Source organism: Symbioplanes lichenis (assembly GCF_030709675.1).
Taxonomy (GTDB): Bacteria; Actinomycetota; Actinomycetes; order Mycobacteriales; family Micromonosporaceae; genus Actinoplanes; species Actinoplanes lichenis.
Genome location: NZ_JAUZQD010000011.1, coordinates 120,524 through 146,741 on the forward strand (window position 1 = coordinate 120,524; position 26,218 = coordinate 146,741).

24 protein-coding genes, 2 tRNA genes, 1 other RNA gene and 1 pseudogene are annotated in these 26,218 nt (G+C 70.2%); 15 read left to right on the forward strand and 13 right to left on the reverse strand.

What is annotated here, in order from left to right; genetic code table 11:
* The first annotated feature begins 48 nt into the window (after positions 1–48).
* Entirely contained in the window at positions 49–1,182 is a 1,134-nt protein-coding gene (locus RAN62_RS26075) for an NHL repeat-containing protein (protein ID WP_305787403.1), read from the forward strand.
* Positions 1,183–1,240: 58 nt separating this feature from the next.
* Here RAN62_RS26075 and RAN62_RS26080 read toward each other — a convergent pair whose 3' ends face one another.
* The 4 genes from RAN62_RS26080 to RAN62_RS26095 form a co-directional block, all read right to left on the reverse strand.
* Positions 1,241–2,911, reverse strand: a complete 1,671-nt coding sequence (locus RAN62_RS26080; RefSeq protein ID WP_305787404.1) for a DUF885 domain-containing protein — start codon at positions 2,909–2,911, stop codon at positions 1,241–1,243.
* 13 nt (positions 2,912–2,924) lie between these two features.
* Positions 2,925–3,980, reverse strand: coding sequence for a PHP domain-containing protein (locus RAN62_RS26085; protein WP_305787405.1), 1,056 nt, complete (start codon positions 3,978–3,980; stop codon positions 2,925–2,927).
* Between the two features lie 45 nt (positions 3,981–4,025).
* Positions 4,026–5,153, reverse strand: a complete 1,128-nt coding sequence (locus RAN62_RS26090; protein ID WP_305787406.1) for a hypothetical protein — start codon at positions 5,151–5,153, stop codon at positions 4,026–4,028.
* Positions 5,154–5,515: 362 nt separating this feature from the next.
* Positions 5,516–5,605: transfer RNA gene (locus RAN62_RS26095), tRNA-Ser, on the reverse strand.
* A 120-nt stretch (positions 5,606–5,725) separates the two neighbouring features.
* Between RAN62_RS26095 and deoD the strand changes: the two genes are divergently transcribed.
* Positions 5,726–6,433 (forward strand): purine-nucleoside phosphorylase, encoded by a 708-nt coding sequence (deoD, locus tag RAN62_RS26100; RefSeq protein ID WP_305787407.1) that lies wholly within the window; start codon positions 5,726–5,728, stop codon positions 6,431–6,433.
* Here deoD and RAN62_RS26105 read toward each other — a convergent pair.
* The 4 genes from RAN62_RS26105 to RAN62_RS26120 all read right to left on the reverse strand — a co-directional run bounded on the left by RAN62_RS26105 (position 6,428) and on the right by RAN62_RS26120 (position 8,548).
* The gene (locus RAN62_RS26105) at positions 6,428–6,859 is read right to left on the reverse strand and encodes a nucleoside deaminase (RefSeq protein ID WP_305787581.1); all 432 of its coding nucleotides are present in this window, start codon (positions 6,857–6,859) and stop codon (positions 6,428–6,430) included. The two genes, deoD and RAN62_RS26105, sit on opposite strands and share 6 nt — an antisense overlap.
* 26 nt (positions 6,860–6,885) lie before the next feature.
* Entirely contained in the window at positions 6,886–7,452 is a 567-nt protein-coding gene (locus RAN62_RS26110) for a tRNA adenosine deaminase-associated protein (protein ID WP_305787408.1), read from the reverse strand.
* A 162-nt stretch (positions 7,453–7,614) separates the two neighbouring features.
* A complete protein-coding gene (locus RAN62_RS26115; protein ID WP_305787409.1) occupies positions 7,615–8,139 on the reverse strand; it encodes a GIY-YIG nuclease family protein in 525 nt (174 codons plus the stop codon).
* A 1-nt stretch (position 8,140) separates the two neighbouring features.
* Positions 8,141–8,548 (reverse strand): glutaredoxin domain-containing protein, encoded by a 408-nt coding sequence (locus RAN62_RS26120; RefSeq protein WP_305787410.1) that lies wholly within the window; start codon positions 8,546–8,548, stop codon positions 8,141–8,143.
* Positions 8,549–8,587: 39 nt separating this feature from the next.
* On the opposite strand from RAN62_RS26120, the gene RAN62_RS26125 reads away from it, so the two are divergent.
* The 3 genes from RAN62_RS26125 (at position 8,588) to RAN62_RS26135 (ending at position 10,701) form a co-directional block, all read left to right on the forward strand.
* Entirely contained in the window at positions 8,588–9,814 is a 1,227-nt protein-coding gene (locus RAN62_RS26125; RefSeq protein WP_305787411.1) for an SLC13 family permease, read from the forward strand.
* Entirely contained in the window at positions 9,811–10,257 is a 447-nt protein-coding gene (locus tag RAN62_RS26130) for a universal stress protein (RefSeq protein ID WP_305787412.1), read from the forward strand. Before RAN62_RS26125 ends, RAN62_RS26130 begins: the two co-directional genes overlap by 4 nt.
* Before the next feature lie 234 nt (positions 10,258–10,491).
* Positions 10,492–10,701: a hypothetical protein gene (locus RAN62_RS26135; RefSeq protein ID WP_305787413.1), complete on the forward strand. Its 210-nt coding sequence runs from the start codon at positions 10,492–10,494 to the stop codon at positions 10,699–10,701.
* A gap of 115 nt (positions 10,702–10,816) precedes the next feature.
* Here RAN62_RS26135 and RAN62_RS26140 read toward each other — a convergent pair whose 3' ends face one another.
* Complete coding sequence (locus RAN62_RS26140; protein WP_369077204.1) at positions 10,817–11,146, reverse strand: STAS domain-containing protein; 330 nt, start codon at positions 11,144–11,146, stop codon at positions 10,817–10,819.
* Positions 11,147–11,415: 269 nt separating this feature from the next.
* Positions 11,416–11,503 (reverse strand) — tRNA-Ser (locus tag RAN62_RS26145).
* An 80-nt stretch (positions 11,504–11,583) separates the two neighbouring features.
* On the opposite strand from RAN62_RS26145, the gene ffs reads away from it, so the two are divergent.
* The 9 genes from ffs (at position 11,584) to RAN62_RS26190 (ending at position 22,708) form a co-directional block, all read left to right on the forward strand.
* Positions 11,584–11,680: signal recognition particle sRNA small type (gene ffs, locus RAN62_RS26150), an RNA gene on the forward strand.
* A 106-nt stretch (positions 11,681–11,786) separates the two neighbouring features.
* Positions 11,787–15,272 carry a DNA polymerase III subunit gamma and tau gene (locus RAN62_RS26155; RefSeq protein WP_305787415.1) on the forward strand — a complete coding sequence of 1,162 codons (3,486 nt, stop codon included), beginning with the start codon at positions 11,787–11,789 and terminating at the stop codon, positions 15,270–15,272.
* Between the two features lie 96 nt (positions 15,273–15,368).
* Positions 15,369–15,677, forward strand: coding sequence for a YbaB/EbfC family nucleoid-associated protein (locus RAN62_RS26160; protein WP_305787582.1), 309 nt, complete (start codon positions 15,369–15,371; stop codon positions 15,675–15,677).
* Positions 15,678–15,681: 4 nt separating this feature from the next.
* Complete coding sequence (gene recR / locus RAN62_RS26165) at positions 15,682–16,275, forward strand: recombination mediator RecR (RefSeq protein WP_305787416.1); 594 nt, start codon at positions 15,682–15,684, stop codon at positions 16,273–16,275.
* 419 nt (positions 16,276–16,694) lie between these two features.
* Positions 16,695–17,651, forward strand: a complete 957-nt coding sequence (locus RAN62_RS26170; protein WP_305787417.1) for an ABC transporter permease — start codon at positions 16,695–16,697, stop codon at positions 17,649–17,651.
* A 73-nt stretch (positions 17,652–17,724) separates the two neighbouring features.
* Positions 17,725–19,476 (forward strand): ABC transporter substrate-binding protein, encoded by a 1,752-nt coding sequence (locus tag RAN62_RS26175; RefSeq protein WP_305787418.1) that lies wholly within the window; start codon positions 17,725–17,727, stop codon positions 19,474–19,476.
* 96 nt (positions 19,477–19,572) lie between these two features.
* A complete protein-coding gene (locus tag RAN62_RS26180; RefSeq protein WP_305787419.1) occupies positions 19,573–20,586 on the forward strand; it encodes an ABC transporter permease in 1,014 nt (337 codons plus the stop codon).
* Positions 20,586–21,620, forward strand: coding sequence for an ABC transporter ATP-binding protein (locus RAN62_RS26185; protein WP_305787420.1), 1,035 nt, complete (start codon positions 20,586–20,588; stop codon positions 21,618–21,620). Before RAN62_RS26180 ends, RAN62_RS26185 begins: the two co-directional genes overlap by 1 nt.
* A 20-nt stretch (positions 21,621–21,640) precedes the next feature.
* Positions 21,641–22,708, forward strand: coding sequence for an ABC transporter ATP-binding protein (locus RAN62_RS26190; protein ID WP_438874553.1), 1,068 nt, complete (start codon positions 21,641–21,643; stop codon positions 22,706–22,708).
* A gap of 137 nt (positions 22,709–22,845) precedes the next feature.
* Here RAN62_RS26190 and RAN62_RS26195 read toward each other — a convergent pair whose 3' ends face one another.
* From RAN62_RS26195 to RAN62_RS26205, 3 genes and pseudogenes are all read right to left on the reverse strand, one after another.
* Complete coding sequence (locus RAN62_RS26195) at positions 22,846–24,405, reverse strand: beta-N-acetylhexosaminidase (protein WP_305787421.1); 1,560 nt, start codon at positions 24,403–24,405, stop codon at positions 22,846–22,848.
* A gap of 40 nt (positions 24,406–24,445) precedes the next feature.
* A pseudogene (locus RAN62_RS26200) lies at positions 24,446–24,667 on the reverse strand (hypothetical protein); the annotation flags it as partial.
* A 114-nt stretch (positions 24,668–24,781) separates the two neighbouring features.
* Complete coding sequence (locus RAN62_RS26205) at positions 24,782–25,435, reverse strand: HNH endonuclease family protein (protein ID WP_305787584.1); 654 nt, start codon at positions 25,433–25,435, stop codon at positions 24,782–24,784.
* A 142-nt stretch (positions 25,436–25,577) separates the two neighbouring features.
* Here RAN62_RS26205 and RAN62_RS26210 point away from each other — a divergent pair, with 142 nt between their 5' ends.
* Positions 25,578–26,138, forward strand: coding sequence for a DUF4352 domain-containing protein (locus tag RAN62_RS26210; RefSeq protein WP_305787423.1), 561 nt, complete (start codon positions 25,578–25,580; stop codon positions 26,136–26,138).
* The last annotated feature ends 80 nt before the right edge of the window (positions 26,139–26,218 follow it).

Sequence of the window (26,218 nt, forward strand, 5' to 3'; positions counted from 1 at the left end):
TCCGTACGAGGGCTATACCTGCACAAATGCCGCCGTTACGGTCAGGGCGTGACGTACAGGAGCAAGATCCTGGCGCTCGTCGTCGTGCTCACCGGCACGCTGGCGACGCCCGCCCAGGCTGCGCCCGCCGAGTCCTCGGACTCCGTGCCGGGCTTCAACGGAGCTGTGCTGACCGCCGTCTACTCGGGCAGCACCATCTATGTCGGCGGCGACTTCACGGCGGCGGTCGTCCGGGGCCGGACGGTCCGGCGGAGCCGGCTGGCGGCCGTCGACGCGTACACGGGGGCCTTGCTGCCGTGGGCCCCGGCCGCGGACGGCCGGGTCAAGGCGCTCGCGGTGAGCGGCTCGTCGGTCTATCTGGGCGGTGACTTCGGCTACGTCAACGGGGAGCGGCGGGACAGCCTCGCCCGGGTCGACGCCAGGAGCGGCACGCTGTCGCGGACCTTCCGGCACAGCGTCGACGGCCGGCCGTACGCGCTGGTGGCGGCGCACGGGCGGCTCTATGCCGGCGGCTCCTTCACGGCGGTCGACGGGCGGGCGCGGAGCCGGCTGGCCGCCTTCGACCTGGGCACCGGGGAACTCGACAGCGGCTGGCGGCCCCGCGCCGACGACCAGGTCGAGGCGCTGGCGGCGGCGGGCGGGCGGGTCTACGCCGGGGGCAGATTCCATCAGATCAACGGCTTGCCCGGGTACGACCGCCTGGTCGCGTTGCACCCCGACGCCGCCACGATCGTCTCCGCCTTCCGGCCGCGAGCCTCGGTGATCGTGTTCGGGATCGCAGCCACGCCGGACGCCGTCTACACGGCGAACGGCGGCCGGGGCGGGACCGTCGACGCGTACGCCCCGAGCGGCAGCAGGCGATGGACGGCCACCTTCGACGGGGACGCCCAGGCCGTCGCCACGCTCGGCGACAGCGTCTATGCCGGCGGGCATTTCGACAACGCGTGCCGCACCGCGCGTACCGGTGATCGCGGGGTCTGCCTCGACGGCTCGGACCGGCGCGTGAAGATCGCGTCGCTCTCGGCGGCCGACGGTCATCTGCAGGACTGGCGCGCCGACGCCAACGGGGTCGAGGGGGTCCTGACCCTGGCGGCGTCGGCGGAGGTGGGCGCGGTCGCGGCCGGCGGCACCTTCACCACGATCGAAGGTGCCGCACAGCCACGATTCGCCCAGTTCAGCTGAGCCCGTCTCGGCTGAACCCGTCGCTTAGCCGAGCCCGTCGCTCGGCTGGGCCCGTCGCTCAGAGGCGGGCGAGGGCCTTGCGCAGCGGGTCCAGGCCGAGGGCGCCGAGGTTGAGCGCGTCGCGATGGAACGCCTTGAGGTCGAAGTCCGCGCCCTTGCGGGCCTTCACCTCGTCGCGGGCCTGCAGCCAGATGCGCTCGCCCACCTTGTAGGAGGGCGCCTGGCCGGCCCAGCCGAGGTAGCGCTTCCACTCGAAGCGCAGGACGTCGTCGTGCATCCGGCAGTGCTGGCGCAGGAACTCGAGGCCGAGCTCCGGCGTCCAGCGCTCGCCCGGGTGGAAGCCGAACGGGTTGTCCCGCGGAATCTCCAGCTCCAGGTGCATGCCGATGTCGACGATGACCCGGGTGGCGCGCAGGGCCTGGCCGTCGAGCATGCCGAGCTTGTCGCCCGGGTCGGCCAGGAAGCCCAGGTCGTCCATGAGCCGCTCGGCGTAGAGCGCCCAGCCCTCGCCGTGCCCCGAGCACCAGCACAGTAGCCGCTGCCAGCGGTTGAGCAGCGCCGACTCGTAGACGGCCTGGCCGACCTGCAGGTGGTGACCGGGGACGCCCTCGTGGTAGACCGTCGACGCCTCGCGCCAGGTGGAGAACGTGGTCTGCGCCTCGGGCACCGCCCACCACATGCGGCCGGGCCGGCTGAAGTCCTCGCTCGGGCCGGTGTAGTAGATGCCGCCGTCGCTGGTCGGCGCCAGGCACGCCTCGACCGTGCGGATCGGCAGCGGGATGTCGAAGTGGGTGCCGTTCAGCTCGGCGATGGCCTTGTCGGCGGTGGCCTGCATCCACTCGCGGAAGGCCTCCTTGCCGGCGACCGTCCGGGCGGGGTCGGCGTCGAGCACCTCGACGGCCCGGTCCACAGTGGCGCCGGAGCCGGCGATCTCGGCGGCGACCGTGCGCATCTCCGCCTCGAGCCGGGCGAGCTCCTCGAAGCCCCACGCGTACGTCTCGTCGAGGTCGACGCGGGCGCCGAGGAAGTACTGCGAGGCGCGCTCGTAACGCTCCCGGCCGGCCGCCTCTTTCTCGCGGCCGAGCGGGGCGAGTTCCGTACGCAGGAATTGGGCGAAGCCCTGGGTCGCGGCGGCCGCGGCCTCGGCGTTGCGGGTCAGCTCCGCGCGCAAGGCGCCCGAGGCGGTCAGGCGCGACGCGAGACCGCCGAAGAAGTTGTCCCGGGCCGGGTCGGTCCAGATCGTGCACTGCTCCGCGACCTCGAGCATCTGGGCGCGGGCGCTGACGTTGCCCCGGGCCGCCTCGGCCAGCAGCGACTGCTGGTACTGCTCGATCGCCCGCGGGAAGCCGCCGAGCCGGGCCGAGATGTTGGCGACCGCCGCCTCGCCCTCGGTCGGCATGAGGTCGAAGATCATGCGCAGCCCGTGCACCGCGCTCGCGATGACGTTGATGTCGCTCGCCACGTCGCCGGAGTCGTAGCGTTCGAGATCGAGTCCGAGCCGCTCCTGCATCGCCTCCTTGGCGACCAGTTCGCGCTCGGTCTCCGGTTCGAGCGGATCCAGCTCGACCAGCGTCCGCCGGATCAGCTCCGCCTGGGCGCCGAAGCCCTCCGGGGAGAGATCGTCGAGCTGGTCGTCGTAGCCGGGCACGCCGATGGACGTGGCGCCGGTCGGGTTGAGTGGCGCCCACTCGTCGACGTAACGGTTCGCGAGGTCATCAATCTGTCCCACCCCGCGACCTTACCTACCGCGACCCCGTCCATTCGAGTAGCTTCTGCGCCGTCCAGGTGTTGACGACACGCTCGGCGGGGACACCGCAGAGGGCGGCGCGCTCGCATCCGTACCGTTGCCAGTCGAGCTGCCCCGGCGCGTGCGCGTCGGTGTCGATGCTGAAGAGGCAGCCGGCCTCGACCGCGCGCGTCAGCATGCGCTTGGGCGGGTCCAGCCGGTCGGGCCGCGAGTTGATCTCGACCGCCTTGCCGTGCTCGACGCACGCCGCGAGGACCTTCTCCAGATCAAAATCAGACGGCGGCCGCGTACGCCCCCCGCGGTGCGCCTTGTCGCCATCCCCTTGCGCGGAGACTTTGCGTCCGGTCATGTGCCCGAGAATGTCCAGATGCGGATTGCTCACGGCCCGCACCATCCGCCGCGTCATCTTCGCCGCGTCGTCCCGCAGTCCGCTGTGCACCGACCCGACCACCACGTCGAGTTGCTCCAGCAGCTCGTCCTCCTGGTCGAGCGACCCGTCGGCCAGAATGTCGACCTCGATCCCGGTCAGGATCCGGAAGCCCTCGGGCAGCGCGTCATTGACCTTCCGCACCCGGTCGAGCTGCTTGCGGAGCCGGGCCGGACTGAGCCCGTTCGCCACGGTCAGCCGGGGCGAATGATCGGTCAGCACCAGATATTCGTGACCGAGCTCGACCGCCGCCAGCGCCATCTCCTCGATCGGCGACCCACCGTCGGACCAGTCCGAGTGCGAGTGACAATCCCCGCGCAGCGCCGCCCGCAGCGCCGCGGCCGCCCCGGCCAGATCGGTCCCCTCGGTCGACTCCAGCCGCCGCAGATAGACCGGAACCTCCCCGCCCAGCGACTCGCCGATGCACCGAGCGGTGACGTCGCCGACGCCGCTGAGCTCGGACAGCTTGCCCTCGGCCGTGCGCCGCAGCAACTCCTCGCGCGGCAGGGCGCCGACCGTCGCCGCGGCCGAGCGGAACGCCTTGACCCGATAGGTCGCCTCGTTCGCCCGTTCCAGCAGGAAGGCGATTCGGCGCAGGTCGGCAACCGGATCTCTGGAGGTCACCGAGCCAGCGTACGGGCGATCGGTCCGCCGGGCAGCCAACCGCGGTCAGGCCGGGATCGAGATCAGCGCTTCGTGTGCGGTCCGTCGCGCGGCCGGCCTCGTATCGGCGAACCGGACGTGTTGTGCCCGCGGCAGCAGACGCAGGAGATCCTCGATCAGACGGTCGGTCACGCTGCCCTCCGGCAGGTCCCCGCCGTCGGTGTCGAGGATGAGCGCCGGAAGCTCCTGTCGCCCAGGGACGTCGGCGATGTCCTTGACGAGTCTGCGCAGAATCGTCGCCGTGCGCTTCACCACCAGGAGACTCGCGATGTCGTGGGACGGGCGCAGCAGTTCGAAGCCAGCGGATACCTTGCGGTAGTCGTGGTGATCACCGGTGAGCCAGAGAACGCCGGGTCCACCCAGGACGTCGGACAGGCGGCTCTGCAGCTGCGTCCTGAAGGCGTTGAACGGCGGGCTGAGGACCAGCACGAGGCGATACCCCGAATCGATGGCCTTCGCCACCGTGCCGGTCGCGTACGCCGTCTTGCCGGCGCCGACCGGAATGAGAATCTTCACCCGCGCCTGGAACGGCTCAGCCGAATCCGGCACGTCGAACTGCTCGACGATCCAGTCGGTGGCCTGGTCGATCGCAGCGACGTACTCAGCCGGCATGCGCTGGTCGGCCAGGCACGACCGCTGGAAGACGTCCCAGTAGTGGTGCACGGCCGCCCGCGGAACCCGGCGGCGATGGCCGCGCAAGATCTCGCATTCCCGCTCGAGATCGGAGATCCGGGCCTGTGCCACGGCGAGCTGATCGGCTGCCGCCGCGAGCAACTGCTGCGCCGACTGGGCCCGTCGCGTCGCCTCGGCGACCTCCCGCCGGAGCCGCGTGGCATTTCCCCAACCGCGCGGCTGAGCGTCCTGCGCCGCGCGATACAGCTCGTTCAGCTCCGCGGCTGCCTCCGGCCGTCCACCCGCCTCGTGCAGAAGGTCGGCGATGAAGGTCTCGGGAGGCAGCACATCGCCCTTCAGGTACCGGGTGACATTGCTGGCGGTGAGCCCCTGACTCGCCGCGTACTTCCGCACCGAGACCGGCAGCGTCCCGAACACGGCCCGCAGTGCTTCGGCCAGCTTGCGGCGTGCCGGATGCAAGCCGTCGCTGATCGGGCTGAGCTCGCCCGGTTGTTTGTTCACGGGACATTGATAGCCGGGCACGGATCGGCAGTCATCTGGTGCACGAAGTTTTGCAACAGGCGTTGCATTCGATGCAGCACTACCCCGCTCGGCATCCTGAATTCGGACACCAGGTCGGACAGGGAACAAGGGGGACGAAATTGTGTGAAGATCGCCAGGCTGCTTCGGGCATGCGCCGCATGGTCTCGAAGGTGGCGTACGGCTTGCTCGGCGGCATGGCGACATCGGCCGGCGGTGCGCTGATGACTGCTCTCATCTGGTGGGTCGGCCACCGATAACGCAGGGCGGATTTCCCGGGGCTGTCATCGCAACGAGAAACGCCCGGCGGCTCGCTTGGAGCTGCCGGGCGTTACCCTGCTGCGTGGCGGTGGTGAAGGGATTTGAACCCTTGGAGGGCGTAAACCCTCACACGCTTTCGAGGCGTGCTCCTTAGGCCGCTCGGACACACCACCGGGAAGTACGTTACCCGACGCCCCCGGGCGCCCGCGCGCGGGTTACCCCTCTCGATCGCCCGGGGGTGTTTTGGCAGGTCCGCAGGAGGGGGGTGGGGGGACCTGGCAGGATCAGCAGCCATGAGTGTGCACATCGGCGCGCAGCCGGGGGAGATTGCTGAGCGGGTCCTGCTTCCCGGGGATCCGATGCGGGCGAAGTGGATCGCGGAGACGTTCCTGGAGGATGCGGTCTGCTACACGCGGGTTCGGGGGATGCTGGGGTTCACCGGCAAGTGGGAGGGCCAGACCGTCTCGGTGCAGGGGTCGGGCATGGGGATGCCGTCGGCGTCGATCTACACGCATGAGCTGATCAATGAGTACGGCGTGAAGTCCGTGATCCGCATTGGCTCCTGTGGCGCCCTGTCGGAGGAGCTCGGGCTCGGGGATGTGATCGCGGCCAACGGGTCGGCGACCGACTCGAACATGAACCGGGTGCGCTTCGACGGGCTCGTCGACTATGCGCCCGTGGCGGACTTCGGGTTGCTGCGCACCGCCGTGGATGTGGCTGAGCGCCGGGGCGTACCGATGCGGGTGGGTCCGGTGTTCGCGGCTGACGCGTTCTACACCGACCGGCCGGATCTGAACGACACGCTGGCCGACTACGGGGTGCTGGCCGTGGAGATGGAGTCGGCGGCGATCTACACGATCGCGGCGCGGTACCGGGCGAAGGCGCTGACGATCCTGACCGTCAGCGACCACATCAAGACCGGCGAGAAGATGGACTCGGCGCAGCGGGAGCAGGGCTTCGCCGACATGGTGCGGATCGGGCTCGACACCGCGATCTCATAGGGGGCCACGGAAGAACGACCGCATCAGCGCGGAACACTCTTCCTCGAGCACTCCGGCGTACACCTCTGGGCGGTGGTTCAGACGTCTGTCCCGGACCACGTCCCAGAGGGAGCCGACCGCGCCGGTCTTGGGTTCCCACGCGCCGAAGACCAGCGTCTCCATGCGGGCGAGCACCAGCGCCCCCGCGCACATCGTGCAGGGTTCCAGGGTGACGACCAGCGTGCAGCCGTCGAGGCGCCAGGTGCCGGCGACCTGGGCCGCGCGGCGCAGGGCCAGGATCTCGGCGTGCGCGGTCGGGTCCCCGTCCACCTCACGCTCGTTGGCGCCGACCGCCAGCTCGATGCCGGTGGGGCCGTAGATCACCGCGCCGACCGGGACGTCCTCGGCCGAGGGCCGGGTGGACGCGACGGACAGGGCCCGCCGCATCCACGCCTCGTGCAGAGGACGGCTCCTCACGCGTCGCGCAGCTCTTCCAGCTCGTCGCCGGCGCCGAGCTTCTGGCAGATCTCCGCGGTCACGTCGGCGGGCAGCATGCCCTCCAGGCCGCAGAGGGTGAGCAGCCGGTTGGCGCTGATCCCCAGGTCGGCCAGGATCTCGACGTCGCCGACCGGGTCGGCGTCCGGGTCCGCCGCGGGCCGGTCGTCCTCGTCGTCGTCCTCGTCGTCGGCGTCGAAGTCCGACCCGGCGTCGTCCTCGTCGTCCGCCGACCGGCTCCCGGCCAGCTCGTCGATCCCGACCGGCGGCGTCTCCACGTCGGCCAGCAGCAGCGTTCCCAGCCGGCTCTCGTCGGCGAAGGCCGAGTCCGACCCGAAGACCCGCAGGTCCTCGCCCTCGTCCAGGCGCAGGATCACCAGGTACTGATCGTCGGCCTCGACGAAGAGCAGCGACACCTCGGCGTCCGGCTCGGCGTCCCGCAGGCGGTCCACCACCTCGTCGATGTCGCCCGCCCCGGAGAGCTCCAGCTCGGATGCCGTCCAGCCGTTCTTGCCCCGCGCTACGGCGGCAGCGAAAGTCGACACGAATCCCCCCACGAACATGTGTTTCTCAGCGAGTGACGGTAGCCCCTGCGCCGCCGCGGGCGCAGCGCCACGCCCCGAAGGAGACAAAGACACCGTCTGGAAGGAGACAATTGCGGGGTCGCGGTGCCCGTCCGTGGCCGCCTGAGGCTGTGCGCGTGACGGTTACGCCGGCGGGCTCAGGCCGGGGAAGGTGCCGTACGGACCCAGCTCGCCGAACGCCAGAGTGACCGGGATCTCGCCGAGCGGAACCTCGGTGAGCGCCGGCAACGACGGTGACCGGGTCATGCCGAGGGTGATGTGCGGGCGGAAGTCCGTACCGACCGCACCCAGCGGGGTGGCGCCCGCCTCCTCGATCCAGCCGAGCACCTCGGTGTGCAGGGCGTCGAGGTCGGGCCGGCGCACCATCTCGACGCCGAAATAGCAGCCGCCCTCGGGCACGTAATAGTCACCTTCGGGCACAACGGTGTAGAGCAGGCCGATGACTTTGACCGCCAGCGAGCGGTGCGGATGACGAGCAGCCCGTTCGCGTACGGAGTCAGCGGGGCCCTCGAAGTGCGCGACCGAGACGTGGGCCGGGGCCTTCTCGCCCAGCCGGCTGATGGGGTCCGGCCCGGCGACCGTGGCGGCCAGGGCGGCCAGCCGTGCGTGCGTGGCCCGGTCGGGCAGGAGGACGACGCCGTGCGGCATGTCAGATTCCGATCGTCGTGCGCAGGTGACGCGGGTTCGGGTTGACGAAGGCGCCCGTGGCGGTGATGGCGGTGGGGACGGTCTCGTTGCCGTTCGCCACGGCGCGGACATCGGCGGCGCCCTCCGGGTCCTGCCAGATGTCGACCCAGTGGGCCCGGCGCGAACGGACGCCGAGGGTGGCGCGCAACCGCAGGCAGAACGGGCAGCCCGGGCGCCAGTAGATGATCGGGCGGCCGTCCCGGGCCTGGCGGCGCTTGGCCTCGGCGGCGGAGAGCGAGCGCGGGAAGACCAGGGGCGACGCTACGACGGCCAGCAGCACGAAGACGATCAAAGCCACCGGGCCCGATACGAAAAACAGGACGATCCCGGCGACCAGCAATGCGGCGGCTTGCACCCAGCGGCGGAGCATGGTTTCGACGGTAGGGCACCCGGGCACAACGCGCTGCTGGTGATCACTGTCTTTTCGCTCGTACTGCTCGCCGGTGTCCTCGGCTTCGCCGTGGCCCGGCCCCGAGGGCTGCCCGAGGCGGTGGCCGCCGTGCCGGCCGCGGTCGTCGCGATCGGCGCCGGGCTCGTATCGTGGCGGGACGCGGTGCACGAGCTGGGCGAGCTCGGGCCGACGGTCGGCTTTCTCGCGGCGGTGCTGCTGCTCGCGTACCTCGCGGACGAAGCCGGCGTCTTCCGCTATGCCGGGGCCACGGCGGCCCGATGGAGCCGGGGCTCACCGCGGCGGCTGCTCGGCATCGTGTTCGTCATCGCGTCGGCGGTCACCGCGGCGCTGAGCCTCGACGCGACGGTCGTCCTGCTCACGCCGGTGGTCTTTGCCACGGCCTCGACCCTGGGCGTACGCCCGAAGCCGCACGTCTACGCCTGCAACCACCTGGCCAACTCGGCCTCCCTCCTGCTGCCCGTCTCCAACCTCACCAACCTGCTGGCGATGTCCGCGGCGGGCCTGTCGTTCCTCGCGTTCGCTGGGCTCATGGCGTTGCCGTGGCTGGCCGTCGTCGCGGTCGAGTACCTGGTGCTGCGCCGCTTCTTCGCCGACGATCTCGACACGCCGGCGCACACCGTCGACGTGCCGCGCGAGCCGGCACCCCGGTTCGCGCTCGCGGTGCTGGGAGTGACGCTGGCCGGGTTCGCGGTGGCCGGGCCGGTGGGCGTGCACCCCGCGTGGGTCGCGCTCGCGGGGGCGGTCGTGCTGGCCGTACGGCAGCGGCAACCCGTGCGTACGCTGATCAGGCAGGCCAATCCGGGGTTCTGCCTCTTCGTTCTCGCGCTCGGCGTCGTGGTGCTGGCGGTGAGCGACAGCGGCTTCGGTGACGTGGTCGACCGGGTCGCCCCGCACCGCCCCGATCTGCTCGGGCTGCTGCTGATGGCGGGGCTGGCGGCCGTACTCGCGAATGTGTTGAACAATCTCCCCGCGACGCTGATGCTGCTGCCGCTCGCCGCGCACTCGCCCGGGCTCGTGCTGGCGGTGCTGCTGGGGGCGAACATCGGACCCAATCTGACGTACGTGGGTTCGCTCGCGACTCTGCTCTGGCGGCGCATCCTGCACGGGCGTGGGCATCCGCCGGTGACCGGGGAGTTCCTGCGGCTCGGGGCCCTCACGGTGCCGGCCTGTCTGCTGGCGGGGGTGGTGTCGCTGTGGCTGAGTCTGCGAGTGTCGGGAATATGAGGATCCTGGTATGGCTCACCGAGGGCACGTGGGAGGCGTGTGTGGACGCTGCCCGTGACTTCCCGGGGGCGGACATCACGCTGCTGCACGTGGTCGACGTCGGCACCGAGGCTGCGCTGAGCGGATCGGCGGGACTGCTGGGCCGGCTGGCCGGGGCGGATCCCGCGGAGCTGCTCGCCGGGGCCGAGCGCCGGCTGTTCGAGGCGGCGCGGGCGAAACTCGGCCGGGACGCCGGCACTCTCACTCTGCGTGGGCGCCCCGACCACGAAGTGGTGACAGCGTGCGCTGATGCGGATGTGCTTGTTCTCGCCCGGGACGGTGAACAAAGCCGGTTGGGTCCGCGAAGTTTGGGGAGAGCGGCCCGATTTGTCGTTGACCACGCACCGTGCCGGGTGATGTTGGTCTGGCCGGCCGCTCCGCCCCGGTTGGACTCGCTCCCATGACGGCCCGTCAGATGACGATGACGTGTCGGCGCCGTTTCGGGGCAAGTTGATCACGTTCGCTAGCTGCGACAACTACGTACAGTGTCATTTCGAGCGCCGCCCTAATATGACGGCGTGACGCAAGTCTCGGAACCCAAAACCACCGGATCGGACATCACCGTCCGGCTGACCGGTGAACAACATTCACAGATTTGCCCCGAGCGCCAGCTTCGATGTCTGTCATAAAGTCGACGTGTGAGAGTTGAGCAGCACTGGTGGAATGGTGACGTCAGGCTCGCACGGCGTGACGTCTACGTCCGCACCGACGGCGAGGTCTGGGAAGTCGAAGCCCAGATGGGCGGTCCTGCGGGCAAGTCGAAGGTGCAGCAGTGTCCGGGAAAGGCGTCCGCGCTGATCCTGGCCGACGCGTGGCGCGGACCACGCTGGCGGTGGCGTCAGATCTGAGGACGCCAGGAGCCGGGCTGCGCCGCATGCTTTCTCTCTCGGCCAGCCGACTGTGACACCGAGCCGGGTCCCTTGTGGATCCGGCTCGGTTGTTTTTTGTCCTCGGCCGGCTTCTTCAGAGCTGGGCTGCGGCAATGGCGTCGTCGACTTCCGCGAAGATGGCGAAGTAGCGGTTCAGGCCGACGGTGTCGAGCAGGTCGACGACGAAGCGGCTGGCGCCGGCGAAGCTCAGCCACCCGCCCCGCGCCGTGATCACCTGCTTCGCCGTGATGAAGGCGCTGAGCCCCACGGAGTCGCAGAACTTCAGTCCCGACAGATCGACGACGATCCGCGGTACGGGTCTCTCCAGCAGCTCCGCGAGGAGAAAATGCAGCTTGGGGGCGGTGTCCGAGTCGAGCTCGCCGGTCAGACGCAAGACGGCGACATCGGAACGGTGATCATTCACTGTGGCCAGCATGGCATCGCTTTCGTCCGGGTTGGGAGGGTTCAGCGTAGATCCGGTCCCAGGGTGGGCGGCGCACACCGCGTCCGTCCGGATCGCGCAAGGCAATCCGGATTACGCGACGGGAGCGGGCGTGGGTGATCCGGTCGTGTTTCGTCCGGCGCGCGTGGTCTCGCCCGTGGGGGGCTCTGAAGACACTGAAGGCCGGGTCCCGCAATGCGGTCCCGGCCTTCGTGAAGCCTCGGGGTGGCCGTCGTGGCGCCCCGGGGAGCTGGCGGAGGATACGAGATTCGAACTCGTGAGGGTGTGAACCCAACACGCTTTCCAAGCGTGCGCCCTAGGCCTCTAGGCGAATCCTCCGTCGGCCAGCTTACAGAACCCGTCCAGCCGCTTTCGCCGGGACCGCCCCCCGGGGCCCGGAGGGGGTCGGATACGCTGTCGGCAGCCCCTCGTGCGGCGTGTATCCCGTGAACCTCCCCAGGGCCGGAAGGCAGCAAGGATAAGCGGGCTCTGGCGGGTGCACGGGGGGTCCTTTCTTTTCGGCGCCGCCGGGTCCGCGGGCGCTTCCCCCGCTCGCGCCGCGCCTGTTTGTCGTTGTCACACCCTCGACGGAGAATGGCGCGGTCGTCCAGAGGAGGCAGGAGTGGCACTGGCCCTCTACCGCAAGTACCGGCCCCGCACGTTTGCCGAGGTCATCGGGCAGGAGCACGTCACCGAGCCGCTGTCGCAGGCGTTGCGCAGCGGGCGGCTCAACCATGCCTACCTGTTCTCCGGGCCGCGCGGGTGCGGCAAGACCTCGAGTGCCCGCATCCTGGCCCGCTCGCTCAACTGTGAGCAGGGTCCCACCCCGGAGCCGTGCGGCGTCTGCGCCTCGTGCAAGTCGCTGGCCAACGACGGCGCCGGCTCGATCGACGTCATCGAGATCGACGCGGCCAGCCACGGCGGCGTGGACGACGCGCGCGACCTCCGGGAGAAGGCGTTCTTCGCCCCGGCCAGCAGCCGCTACAAGATCTACGTGATCGACGAGGCCCACATGGTCTCGTCGGCCGGCTTCAACGCGCTGCTCAAGCTCGTCGAGGAGCCGCCGGAATACGTCAAGTTCATCTTCGCCACGACCGAGCCCGACAAGGTGCTCGGCACGATCCGGTCGCGGACGCACCACTATCCGTTCCGCCTGATCCCGCCGGCGACGCTCCGGCCGTACCTCCAGCAGTTGACCGAGGCCGAGGGCATCCACGTCGATCCGGCCGTCTTCCCGCTGGTGGTCCGCGCGGGCGGCGGCAGCGCCCGCGACACGCTGTCGGTGCTCGACCAGCTCATCGCCGGCGCCGGCCCCGAGGGGGTCAGTTACTCCCGGGCGGTCGCCCTGCTCGGCGTCACCGACGTCACCCTGCTCGACGAGATGTGCGACGCCCTGGCCGCCGGCGACGGCGCCGCCGCCTACCAGACGATCGACCGCGTCGCCGAGGCCGGACACGACCCCCGGCGCTTCGCCTCCGACCTGCTCGAGCGCTTCCGCGACCTGATCGTCCTTCAGCAGGTCCCCGACGCCGTCACCAAGGGCCTCATCGACGGCCCGGCTGACCAGCTCGAGCAGATGGGCGCCCAGGCCACCCGCCTGGGCCCGGCCACCCTGTCCCGCTGCGCCGACATCGTGCACAACGGCCTGGTCGAGATGCGCGGCACGACTGCTCCGCGGCTGCTGCTGGAGTTGGTCACCGCGCGGATGCTGCTGCCCGGCGCGGAGGATTCCACCGGGGCCCTGCTGCAGCGGCTCGAGCGGATGGAGCGCCGGCTCACGCTCGGCGGAGACTCGGCGGAGGGCTTCGGCGAGATCGCGGCCGCCGGCTCGGCGCCGTCCGGCCAGTCCATCGCCGGAGTCAGTGGGCCGCTCGGCGGCGGTGCTCCGGCGGCCGGCTTGCCCGCCGCGGCTCCGGTTGGTGCGTCGGGTTCGGGGGCTTCGGGTGGTGCGGGAGGCGGGATCTCCGCGGCTCGGGCGGCGGCCAAGGCCGCGGCGTCGAGGCGCCCGGGTGCGGCCGCGGGATCGGCTGCGGCGGGCGCGGCTGCTGCGGCGGTCGCCCCGGCCTCGGCGGCGCCGAGCGCCCCTGTTCCTGCGTCCGCTGCTTTCAACACCGCTGCTGCGACCAGCGCCCCCGTTTCCGCCGCACCGAGTGCTCCGGCTCCGGTGTCGGCCGCGCCGAGTGCTACTGCTCCGGTGTCGGCCGCGCCGAGTGCTGCTGCTCCGGTTTCGGCTGCGCCCGACTATGACGGCTTGGACGACGTCGACCCGCCGGAGGAGGACGGGCCGCCCTGGGACGATGACGATCCCGCGTTCGCCGCGCCTGTTTCGTCGGCTGCTCCTGTTTCGGCGCCGTCCGTGAGCGTCGCGGCTGCGCCCACGTCCGGGCCGGCCGGACCGGTTTCGCCCGTGTCGGCTCCGGCCGGCTCGGCCGCACCCGTGTCGGCTGGGCCGGTCGCGCCTGCGTCGGGTGGTTCGGTGGCGCCTGCGGGTGGGGCGCCGGCGGGGATCATGCCGGATGCGCCGGAGGCTGGTGGGGAGAGTGCGGCGCCCGCGGCCGCGGTGCCCGGTCAGTTGACCGCGGCGTCGATCCGGGAGGTCTGGCCGGAGATCATCTCGACGGTCGGCCGGAAGAGCAAGAAGATCGCCGCGCTGGCCCAGGGGGCCACGGTGCGGGAGTTGGAGGGGCAGACGGTTGTCCTGACGTTCCGCTTCCCGGCCCACGCGCGGATGGTGGCGGCGGATCCGAGCCTGATCTCGGACGCGCTGTACGAGGCGCTGGGCGGCCGCTGGCAGATCCGGTGCGATGTGGCGGGCGAGGGCGGTTCCGGGGGCGGTGGCGGCTCCGCTCCGCGCCGGCCGCAGGGGCCTCCACCGGGTGGGCCGCAGGGCTCGACGCCGGCCGGACCGTCGAACGAAGCCGCGCGGGACCTGCCGGCCGCGACCGCCCCGGACCGGAACGCCGCGCCGCGGGCCCGAGCTGCCGACAACGCGCCCGCGCGCAACCGCGAGACCGTGGCACAGTCGGCGCCCGGTCGGGGCAGCGAGCCGATCGGGCAGCCCGGACCACCACCCGGAGCCGCCCGCAGCCGCGAGACCGTGCCGCAGCCCACGCCCGCCCGTGGTCGGGAGGGGGCGCCGCCGGCCGCACCCGCGAGAGCCACCGCGGGCGGGGCGACAGCCGGCGCGGGACCGAGTGACGATGACGACGGCGGCTGGCCGGAGCCGGTGCGCCCGGGTGGGCTCGCTCCGGCGCCGAGTGCGATCGCCGAGCCGGAAGCCGAGGAGGACGACGCGTGGCCTGAGCCCGTCCGGCCCGGCTCGCAGGCGTCGAGCTCGCCCATGGTGGCGCAGAGCAGCTCGCCCACAGTCGATCTGAGCCCGGCCGCCTCGCACGTCGCGCGGAGCGGCCCGGCTCCGGTGAGCCCGGCTCCGGTCGCCGCAGCCCCGGGACATACCGAGGCGCCGGTGACAGCGGCTCTCACCCCGACCCCGGCTTCGGCTCCGCGCAGCCCTGCTCCGGCCCCGGCCCCGGCCCCGCCAAGCCCAGCGCCGGACCAGCTGAGTCCGGCGCGGGACCCGCGGAACTTCCCCGCGCCGCCGCCTGCCGAAGCCCGTTCCGGGCCGAGCGCCAAGCCGGCCGGCGCCGGAGCGGCCGGCAGTGGGATAGCAGCGGCTCGAGCAGCGGCCGCACGAGGCACAGGTGCCGCAACGGCGCACGCGAGCGGGCCCGCGATGAGCTCAGGGGCGGCCACGACGACCAACGCGCCGGCGGCGGCCACGACCGCACCGGACAGGGCAGCCGCGCCGGGCAAGGCGGCAGCGGCCGTGGCGGCGGCCCGGGCGCAGAGTGCCGGCCGGGCCGCGGCCGCCGGCGGGGGAGCGGGCGCCACGGGCACCTGGTCGGACGGGTCGCCGACGGAGGAAGCGCCGTACGACCCCGAGTACGACGGGCCGGCGAAGGGCGACGGGGCGTACGAGGGGTTCGATCCGGGCGACGAGCCGCTGGACGACGTCATCGACGAGAAGACGGCTCGGAAGAGCAGTGAGGCGCAGGCCGTGCAGTTGTTGCGGGACGCCTTCGGGGCTGAGTTGATCAGCGAGTCCTGACCCGGCTCCGTGCGCCCGGCCCGAAGACCGGGACAATGGAGCTGACCATCCCTTTTATCGAGGAGTTATGTGATGCGCCCCGGTGGACAGCCGAACATGCAGCAGATCATGAAGCAGGCGCAGAAGATGCAGGAGCAGGTCGCCAAGGCTCAGGCCGAGCTGGCCGAGACCGAGCTGACCGGCACGGCCGGCGGCGGGCTGGTGACCGTCGTGGTGACCGGGCTGGGCGAGTTCAAGTCGGTGAAGATCGACCCCAAGGCGGTCGACGCCGACGACGTCGAGACGCTGGAGGACCTGGTGCTGGCCGCCATCCACAACGCGGCCGAGGCGCAGCGGGAGCTGACCGAGCAGAAGATGGGCTCGGCGACCGGTGGTCTCGGCGGCCTGAGCCTGCCGGGGTTCTGAGCCCGTGTACGAAGGTGCCATCCAGGACCTGATCGACGAGCTGGGGCGGCTGCCGGGCGTCGGCCCGAAGAGCGCCCAGCGGATCGCGTTCCACATCCTCTCGGCGGATCCGGCCGACGTGAACCGGCTGGCCACGAGTCTGCGCAAGGTCAAGGAGCTGGTCCGCTTCTGCACGACCTGCTTCAACGTGGCCGAGTCGGACCAGTGCCGGGTCTGCCGCGACCCCCGGCGGACCAACGAGGTGCTCTGCGTGGTCGAGGAGCCCAAGGACATCGTGGCGATCGAGCGGACCGGCGAGTTCCGGGGCCGCTATCACGTCCTGGGTGGCGCCATCAATCCGCTCGAGGGCGTCGGCCCGGACAACCTGCGCATCCGCGAGCTGCTGCTGCGGGTGGGCACGGGCGAGGTGAAGGAGCTGATCCTCGCCACCGATCCGAATACTGAGGGTGAGGCCACGGCAACCTACCTCGCTCTTATGATCAAGCCCATGGGCCTCGCCGTCACCCGGCTCGCGAGCGGTCTTCCGGTCGGTGGTGACCTGGAGTACGCCGACGAGATCACCCTCGGCCGAGCATTCGAAGGCCGACGGGCCGTTTAGGTTCAAGATCGAAGGCCACGGCGCTCCGTGGCCCAAGATCACTCCTCTGTGTCATCTGCAAGTCACCGCCTGGTTAAATTTCCCTCGAGGTCACACCTTCGTCACGGAGCGGCGTGAAGTTGGTTACGAGCTATTCGGCCTCTTGACCGGCAGGCGGAATTACGTGAGCGTTCCTCTGACACGCGAGCGACCCACCGCCTCGCGGGTCGAGCGTGCCAGCCCCGAAGTCACCCACTCCGGGTCCGGCCGTCGAAGTCCACGTACGCGACAACCGATCGGTTGCCCGCGCTGCGGGGCCGGGCCGACCCGGCGGTGCCAGACGCCGCGGGCCGGTGAGGCGTCGCACCGCGGACGCCGGGGAGAGGACCGGGCGCTCCATGGTCGTAGGACCAGGCACAGCGGTTCCTGAGCAGGTTCCGGTGAATCCGGATCCGGCCCAGGGCGCCGCCCCCGGCAAGAAGATCGAGGGCCGTTCACTCGGCCGCATCGCCTGGAACCGCCTCAAGCGCGACAAGGTCGCCATGGCCGGCGGTTACACGATCGTCTTCCTGATCCTGGTGGCGCTGTTCGCGCCGCTGATCGTGAAGCTCCTCGGTGGACCGCCGAACGAGTTCCATCAGGACCTCATCGACGTCAACACGCTCGCGCCCAAGGGTGGCACCGGCATCAGCGGCGACCACCTCTTCGGGGTGGAGCCGCAGAACGGCCGCGACATCTTCAGCCGCGTCGTCTACGGCGCCCGCATCTCGCTGCTGATCGCGTTCCTGGCCACGCTGCTCTCCGTGGTCATCGGCGCGACCCTGGGCGTGGTGGCCGGCTTCTTCGGCGGCTGGGTGGACTCGCTGATCAGCCGGGCGATGGACGTCTTCCTGGCGTTCCCGCTGCTGGTCTTCTCGATCGCCCTCGCCGGCGTCATCCCGGACACCGCGTTCGGGCTGTCCGGCGACACGCTCCGCATCGCGTTGCTGATCTTCATCATCGGCTTCTTCAGCTGGCCCTACATCGGCCGCATCGTCCGCGGGCAGACGCTGTCCCTGCGTGAGCGCGAGTTCGTCGACGCCGCCCGCAGCCTGGGCGCCCGCGGCCCGTACATCATCTTCAAGGAACTGCTCCCCAACCTGGTGGCGCCGATCCTCATCTACGCGACGCTGCTGATCCCCACGAACATCCTGTTCGAGGCGGCGCTGTCGTTCCTGGGTGTCGGCATCCGGCCGCCCACGGCCAGCTGGGGCGGCATGCTGTCGGACGCCGCTCGCTTCTACACCTTGTGGCACTTCATGTTCTTCCCGGGCATGGCCATCTTCATCACCGTGCTCGCGTTCAACCTCTTCGGCGACGGCCTGCGCGACGCGCTCGACCCGAAGAGCCGCCGGTAGTGACGCGAGGGATGACTTCCATTCCAGCCAGGCGGTCCGACTTCGGGCCGTTCCACCAGGGAGGTTGCTAGTAGTGTTCCGCAAGAAGAGGGTGCTGGTGGCCAGTACGGCCGTCCTGGCACTCGCTCTGACCGCCGCCTGCAGCGGCAACAGTGATTCCGACTCCGACAGCAGCTCGACCAAGGCCGAGTTCAACGCCGCGCTGACCAAGGTGGTCAACCCTTCCGACAAGAAGGGCGGCACCATCCGGCTCGCCAACGTCGGTGACTGGGACTCGCTCGACCCGGGCGAGACCTACTACGGCTACTCATGGAACTTCCTGCGGCTTTACGGCCGCAGCCTGCTCACGTTCAAGACCGAGCCCGGCGAGGCCGGCAACGAGCTGATCCCGGACCTCGCCGAGGACCTGGGCGTGCCGAGCGACGGCGGCAAGACCTGGACGTACAAGATCCGTAAGGGCGTCAAGTACGAGGACGGCACCGAGGTCAAGGCCGCGGACGTCAAGTACGCCGTGCTGCGCTCCACGGACAAGGAGACGTTCCCGAACGGCCCCGCGTACTTCGAAGGGTTCCTGAACCTGCCGGAGGGCTACAAGGGCCCGTACAAGTCCAAGGGCGTCAACACCGACCAGGCGATCTCGACGCCGGACGACTACACGATCGTCTTCCACCTCAAGCAGGCGTTCGGCGGCTTCGACTACTTCGCGATGCTGTCGCAGACCGTGCCGGTGCCGGAGGCCAAGGACACGGGCGCGAACTACAAGCAGCACGTGATCTCGACCGGCCCGTACATGTTCGACACGAACAACCTGGGCAAGGACTTCTCCCTCAAGCGCAACCCGAACTGGGACGCGGCGACCGACCCGCTCCGCAAGGCGCTGCCGGACCGCTACGAGGTCCAGCTCAACGTCAACGCGGACGACATCGACAACCGCCTGCTCGCGGGCGACCTGGACCTCGACGTGGTCGGCACGGGCGTGCAGCCCGCCGCGCTCGGCCGCGTGGTCGGTGACCCGACGATCAAGGCCGGCACGGACAACCCGTCGATCGCGCGCCTGAACTACACGTCGATCAACGGCAACGTCGCCCCGCTGGACAAGATCGACTGCCGCAAGGCCATCGAATACGCCTGGGACCGCACCGGCTACCAGACCGCTTACGGCGGCCCCCTCGCCGGTGGCGACCCCGCCACGTCGGTCCTGCCGCCGTTCATCCCCGGCTACAAGAAGGTCGACCCGTACCCGGTGAGCGCGCCGACCGGTGACGAGGCCAAGGCCAAGGAGGCCCTCGCCGCCTGTGGTCAGCCGAACGGCTTCGAGACCAACATCGCGTACCGGTCGGAGCGTCCGAAGGAGAAGGCCGCCGCCGAGTCGCTGCAGCAGGCGCTGGGCAAGGTCGGCATCAAGCTGACCCTCAAGCCGTTCCCGCAGGGCGACTACTTCTCGCAGTACGCCGGCAACCCGGGCTACGCCAAGACCAACAAGCTCGGCCTGGTCGTCAACAGCTGGGGCGCGGACTGGAACGACGGCTTCGGCTTCCTCTCGCAGATCGTCGACAGCCGGGTCATCCGGGCGACCGGTGGCTCGTCGAACATCTCCGTGCGCGACCCCGAGGTCGACAAGCTGCTCGACCAGGCGATCGCGGAGACCGACAACGCGAAGCGCGAGGCCTACTGGTCGCAGATCGACCAGAAGGTCATGGACGACGCCTTCATCGTTCCGGGCATCGTCTCGAAGTCGCTGCTGATCCGCCCGAAGAACCTGACGAACGTGTTCGTCAGCCAGGCGTACAACATGTACGACTACCTGTCGCTGGGCGTCAAGTAACAACCACCACCTCTCCGTACTAGATCCGATTGGGCGGGTGAAGGCAGCAGGCGGCCGGTCCGGGGCGACCCGGGCCGGCCGCCGGAGCCGGGCTTAGTGATCACCTACATCATCAGGCGGCTGTTCGCAGCCCTGCTGCTGCTCTTCATCGTCAGCGCCGCAGTCTTCTCGATTTTCTATCTGGTCCCGCGCCTGGTCGGCGCGACGCCGGAGACGCTCGCGACCCGGTACGTGGGCCGGGCGGCAACTCCGGAGACGGTCCACCTGATCGCCGAGCGCCTCGGCTTCTACGACCCGATCTGGCTGCAGTACGGCCGCTGGGTCAAGGCGATCTTCGTGGGCGCCGACTACAACATCGGCAGCAGCGTCGAGCACTGCCCCGCACCCTGCTTCGGGTACTCGTTCGTCACCCACCAGCCGGTGTGGCCCGACCTGCTCGACCGCCTGCCGGTCACGCTGTCGCTGGCCATCGGCGCGGCGCTGCTGTGGGTTGCGTTCGGCGTCTCGACCGGTGTCCTGTCCGCGCTGCGCCGGGGCACCTTCCTCGACCGTGCCGCCATGGGCCTCTCGCTCGCCGGCGTCTCGCTCCCGATCTTCTTCACCGGCCTGCTGGGCCTGCTGCTCTTCAGCTATCAGCTCGGGTGGACGGCCCCGGGTGGCTCCTACACGCCGTTCTTCGAGAATCCCGGCGAATGGTTCTACAGCCTGCTGCTGCCGTGGATCGTGCTCGCCTTCCAGTTCTCCGCGCAGTACGCCCGGCTCACCCGGGCGGGCATGCTGGAGACGATGAGCGAGGACTACATCCGGACGGCGCGCGCCAAGGGCCTGCGCGAACGGGACGTCACCACGCGGCACGGCCTGCGCGCCGCGCTGACCCCGCTGCTCACGATCTTCGGCCTCGACTTCGGCCTGCTGCTCGGCGGCGCGGTCCTCACCGAGCAGGTCTTCTCCCTGCCCGGCCTCGGCAAGTTCGCCGTGGACGCGATCACGAACAACGACCTGCCCAAGGTCCTCGGGGTGACGATGATGGCGGCGTTCTTCGTCGTCGTCGCGAACCTGATCGTGGACCTGCTCTACGCGGTGGTCGACCCGCGGGTGAGGATCAGCTGATGGCCGAGAACTTCCTCGAGGTCAAGAACCTCAAGATCTCCTTCCCGACCGACGACGGCCTGGTCAAGAGCGTCAACGACCTGTCGTTCTCGCTCGAGCGGGGCAAGACGCTCGGCATCGTCGGCGAGTCCGGCTCCGGCAAGTCGGTGACCAGCCTCGGCATCCTGGGCATCTACAACAAGAAGAACGCGCAGGTCGAGGGCGAGATCTGGCTCGACGGCCAGGAGCTGGTCAGCGCCTCCGACGAGGAGCGGCGCAAGCTGCGCGGCAGCAAGATGGCGATGATCTTCCAGGACCCGCTGTCGTCGATGCACCCGTACTACTCGGTCGGCCGCCAGATCATGGAGGCCTATCGGGTGCACCACCGGGTGTCCAAGCAGGTCGCCCGCAAGCACGCGATCGACATGCTGGGCCGGGTCGGCATCCCGCAGCCGAGCCGCCGGGTGGACGACTACCCGCACCAGTTCTCCGGCGGCATGCGCCAGCGCGCGATGATCGCCATGGCGCTGGTCAACGACCCCGAGCTGCTGATCGCCGACGAGCCCACCACGGCGCTCGACGTCACGGTGCAGGCGCAGATCCTCGACCTGATGCACGAGCTGCAGGAGGAGTTCAACTCCGCGCTCATCGTCATCACGCACGACCTCGGCGTCGTGGCCGAGCTCGCCGACGATGTCCTGGTCATGTACGGCGGCAAGTGCATCGAGTACGCGAGCGCCGCCACGATCTTCGAGCAGCCCGAGCACCCGTACACGTGGGGTCTGCTCGGCTCGATGCCCCGCATCGACCGGCCGCAGATGGAGCGGCTCGTGCCGATCCCCGGCCTGCCCCCGTCCCTGATCAACCTGCCCACCGGGTGCGCCTTCAGCCCCCGGTGCGCCTATGAGCCGCGGACCGGCGGTCTCGGCACGACGGTCCCGCCCGAGCTCGTCCCGGCCGGCGGCAGCAAGCACCTGGTGCGCTGCCACCTGCCGACCGAGGAACGGCAGCGGATCTGGGCAGAAGAAGTGAAGCCGAAGCTGGAGGCACAGTGAGCGAACACCTCGACGACCCGGTGCCGGAGGAGATCCACCGGCAGGAGCGGGCGGAGAAGGGCGAGCCGCTGCTGTCCGTACGCGGCCTGGAGAAGCACTTCCCCATCACCAAGGGGCTGCTGCGCCGTCAGGTCGGCGCGGTGCGCGCGGTGGACGGCGTGTCGTTCGACGTCTACAAGGGCGAGACGCTGGGCCTGGTCGGCGAGTCGGGCTGTGGCAAGACGACCACCGGCCGGCTGCTGACCCGGCTGGTCGAGCCCACCGGCGGGCAGATCGAGTTCGAGGGCCAGGACATCGCCCACTGGGGTCAGGGCAAGCTGCGCCCGCTCCGGCGGGACATGCAGATGATCTTCCAGGACCCGTTCTCGTCGCTGAACCCGCGGCACACGGTCGGCACGATCGTCGGCGCGCCGTTCCGCATCCAGAACGTCAAGACCGAGCACGGCATCAAGCGGGCCGTGCAAGATCTGCTGCAGCTGGTCGGCCTGAGCCCCGAGCACTACAACCGCTACCCGCACGAGTTCTCCGGCGGTCAGCGGCAGCGCATCGGCATCGCCCGCACCCTGGCGCTCAAGCCCAAGCTGATCGTGGCCGACGAGCCGGTGTCGGCGCTCGACGTGTCGATCCAGGCCCAGGTCGTCAACCTGCTGGACGACCTGCAGAGCCAGCTCGGCATCACGTTCGTGTTCATCGCGCACGACCTGTCGGTGGTCAAGCACATCTCCGACCGGGTCGCGGTCATGTACCTGGGCAAGGTCGTGGAGATCGCCAACCGCGACGACCTCTACGCGAACCCGCGGCACCCCTACACGGTGGCGTTGCTCTCCGCGGTGCCCGTGCCCGACACGAGCCGCCGCGACCGCACGAAGCGCGACCGGGTGCTGCTGCAGGGCGACGTGCCCAGCCCGATCGACCCGCCGTCCGGCTGCCGCTTCCGCACCCGCTGCTGGAAGGCGCAGGACATCTGCGCGACCGAGGAGCCGCAGCTCACCGTGCGGCTCGAGGACCCGGTCTCGCACCAGACGGCGTGCCACTTCCCGGTGACGGACGACGAAGTGGTTGCTGGACGCGCACCGGCTGCGGTTTAAAGCAGATTTCGTAGCGGGGTGGGTGGTGCGGACCGCTGCTCACGCCGAGGTGCCCGGAGGAGCTTTGCTGGCCGCTGACGCGTCCAGGTCGCAAAGCACCTCCGGGCCACGTGCGTAAGTGGTTGCGCTCGAAAACCCTACTGCCAGTCGACCTGCGGGGACGGGTAGAAGTCGATGCCGCGGAGAGTCCACCGGGGGCCGTAGGCGCCGAGGCGGGCCGAGAAGGAGTCCCAGTCGTGGGTGGCGGCCGGGGACCAGCCCAGTTCGGCGATCGCCGGCAGGCGGGGGAAGGCCAGGAACTCGATGTCGTCCAGGTCGCGCAGGGTTTCCGACCACAGAGGCGCCTCGACGCCGATGACGGCCGGGTCGGTCACGCCGGCGAGGTGGGTGGCGGGGTCCCAGCCGTACGCGTCGCGCACCTCGATGTAGCCCGCCCACGACAGCCCGATCGGGGTCGACGGGTCGTACTTCTGATCGATGTAGGCCTTGTTCGCCGGGGACATGACGACCTTGGTGCCGTTCGCGACGGCGGCCGCGAGCGTGGGGTTGGTGGTGGTCGTGCCCCAAAACTGCGCGACAGCCGTGGCGGCCGCCGGTGACTTGGTGATCTCGTTCCAGCCGTAGGCCGTCTTGCCGTACTTCTTGACGAGCGGCAGCACCCTGTTCTGGAACGTCACGTAGTCGGCCTCCGAGGTGGCATGCGCCTCGTCCCCGCCGATGTGCAGGTAGGGGCCGGGAGTGAGGGCGGCCAGCTCGCGGATCACGTCCTCCACGAACCGGTACGTCGTCTCCGAGGAGATGCACAGCGAGCTGTAGCCGACCTCGGTGTCGGTCCGGGGCGGGGGCGCCACGCCGTCGCACGTCAGCTCGGGGTAGGCCACCTGCGCCGCGTTCACGTGCCCGGGCATGTCGACCTCGGGCACGATCGTCACGTAGCGGGCGGCGGCGTAGCGGACGATGTCGGAGTACTCGGCCTTGGTCAGGAAGCCCGGGCCCTCGCCGTCCACCCCGGGACCACCGTCGCCGGCCGTGAGCCGGGGCCAGCTGTCGATCCGGATGCGCCAGCCCTGGTCGTCGGTCAGGTGCAGATGGAGGTAGTTCACCTTGAACCGGCTGATCTCGTCGATGTACGCCTTGACCTCGGCGGGAGTGTGGAAATGGCGGGCCAGGTCGAGCATCGCGCCGCGGTAGGCGTACCGGGGAAGGTCTTTGATCGTGCCGCCGTTGATCGTCCACGCCCGGCGCACGACGGTGCGGGAGTCGATCTCCTTGGGCAGGAGTTGCAGCAGCGTACGCGTGCCGTTGTAGAGGCCGGCGGGCGCGGCGGCCCGGATGGTCACCTGCTTCGGGGTGACCGTGAGCGTGTAGCCCTCCCGCCCGCCGGTCCCGCCCAGCTGCAGCGAGATCGTGGGCAGCCCGGGCAGCGTGGCCGGCAGCACGGGAAGGGCGTAACCGGTCGCCGGGCGCAGCTCCCGGGCGAGCTGCTCCGCGATCTTCCGGGCCGCCGGGGCGGCCTTGACGGCGGTCAAGGCGGTCAGCCGGAAGGTGGCGCCCGGCGCCGGGGTGACTTGGGCGGGGGCCGGGATCACGCTGGACAGGGCGGGTGCCTGCGGGGGAGCGGCAGTCGCCGGGGTGGCGACGAGGGGAAGGGTCAGCGCCGCGGCGGCTAGCGCGCGGGAGATGACGTGGTTGGCCATACCCGACGCTACATAGCTGCCCGTCTATTAGTAAAGAAACCTAGCCTTCGGGCCGGTTCAGGATGCCGACCGCGACAGCGTGCACGGCGTCGAGATCCGCGGGGTCCTTCAGGGTCGCCTTCGCGCCCGTCACCGCGTACCACTCGTCGGCGTCCTTGTATTGGACGCGGACTGTGACCTGGCCCGCCGCCAACTCCGACCGCAAGGTCAGATCGCCCGTGACCACGCCCACTTCGTCGGTCATCACGCCGCCCTGGCCGGCAGTTATGTCCGTGGTGCGGGCGTCATTCCCCGCAGGCTGCGCGGGCGGGGGCGCGGTCTCGGGCGTGGGCTCCGGGGTCGCGGCGGCGGGTTCGGTCATCGGTCTACTCCTAAGTCAGCATGTGGCCAGCATGTCGTCGAGAGCCGCCTTCTCCTTTGCCGTGACGGTCAGCTTCCACACGCTCTTCACGGTGATCCAGTCCTCGGCGTACTCGCACCACGAGCTTCGCTGCTCCGGCTTCCACGTGGACGGATCCTGGTCGCCCTTCGACCGATTGGAGGACGCCGACACGGCGAGCAGCTGCGGATCGTCGAGATCGTTCGCGAAGTCGCCGCGCTTCTCGGTGGTCCACTTGTTCGCCCCCGAGCGCCACGCGTTGGCCAGCGGCACGGTGTGGTCGATGTCCACCTTCGCCGGGTCGGTGATCTTGTCTCCGTCGTAGAAGCTGATCCACGTCCCGGCGACGACGTTGCACCCGGAGAATTTGACGTTCTTGCCGTCGCGCTTGAGCACGGAGTCGCGTACGTCGCAGTTGGACCCGGTGTCCCGCCAGTGCGGGAACTTCTCCCGGCTGTAACCGCTCATCGACCCGGTCTTGGCGACGACTGTCAGCTCGCCGAGCTTGCTCTTGGCGTCGGCGCCGGTGCCACCACCGTTGCCGCCGTCGGACGAGGACGAGCTCCCGGAGCCGTCGGTGACTTGCACGTCGCAGCCGGCGGCGGTGACCGCCAGGAGAGCAGCGGCAGCGACACGGAGCGAGAGAACCATACGAGGGGCCACGGACAAAGCGTATGCAAACTCCGCACCTTTCGCGCGGCTCGTCACCCCTGCCGGGTTCCTCCCGACCGGCGCGGCGGTGTTTCGCGGAACCCCTCCGCCGTTCGGATCGGCAGGTCAGCGACACGGCATCGTGGGCGGCGTCCTCGGCCTGGGCTGCATCGGCGGGGTCGTGGCGGTGGCCGTCGGAGGCGGAGACGACTCCGAGGCGGCGGCGGCCGATGCCGCGCCGGCTTCTGAGGCGCCCGCCGCGGTCAAGCCGGCCCAGACCGAAGAGCCCGCGAAGAAGCCGGACACGCCCGGGCTCGGCGACGCGGTCCGGGACGGCAAGTTCGAGTTCAAGGTCAGCAAGCTCGACTGCTCGAAGACCAAGGTCGGCAGCGACCTGCTCGGCGCCGAGGCGCAGGGCAAGTTCTGCCGGATCTCGCTGACGATCAAGAACATCGGCACGAAGGCCCAGTTCTTCGACGGCTCCTCGCAGAAGGCGCTGGACGCCAAGGGCACCGAGTACTCCAACGACACCGAGGCGGAGATCTACGCCAACGAGGACAGCTCCACCTTCCTCAACGAGATCAACCCCGGCAACAGCGTCAAGGGCAAGCTCATCTTCGACGTCCCGAAGTCGGTCAAGCTGACCAAGCTCGAACTGCACGACAGCATGTTCTCCGGCGGCGTCGAGATCGCGCTGTCCTGACCTTCAAGAGTCGTCGGCGACCTCCAGCCGGGCCGGCAGGCCAGGCGCGGTGTTCGGGACCAGCGGGCGCCGCTGACCCC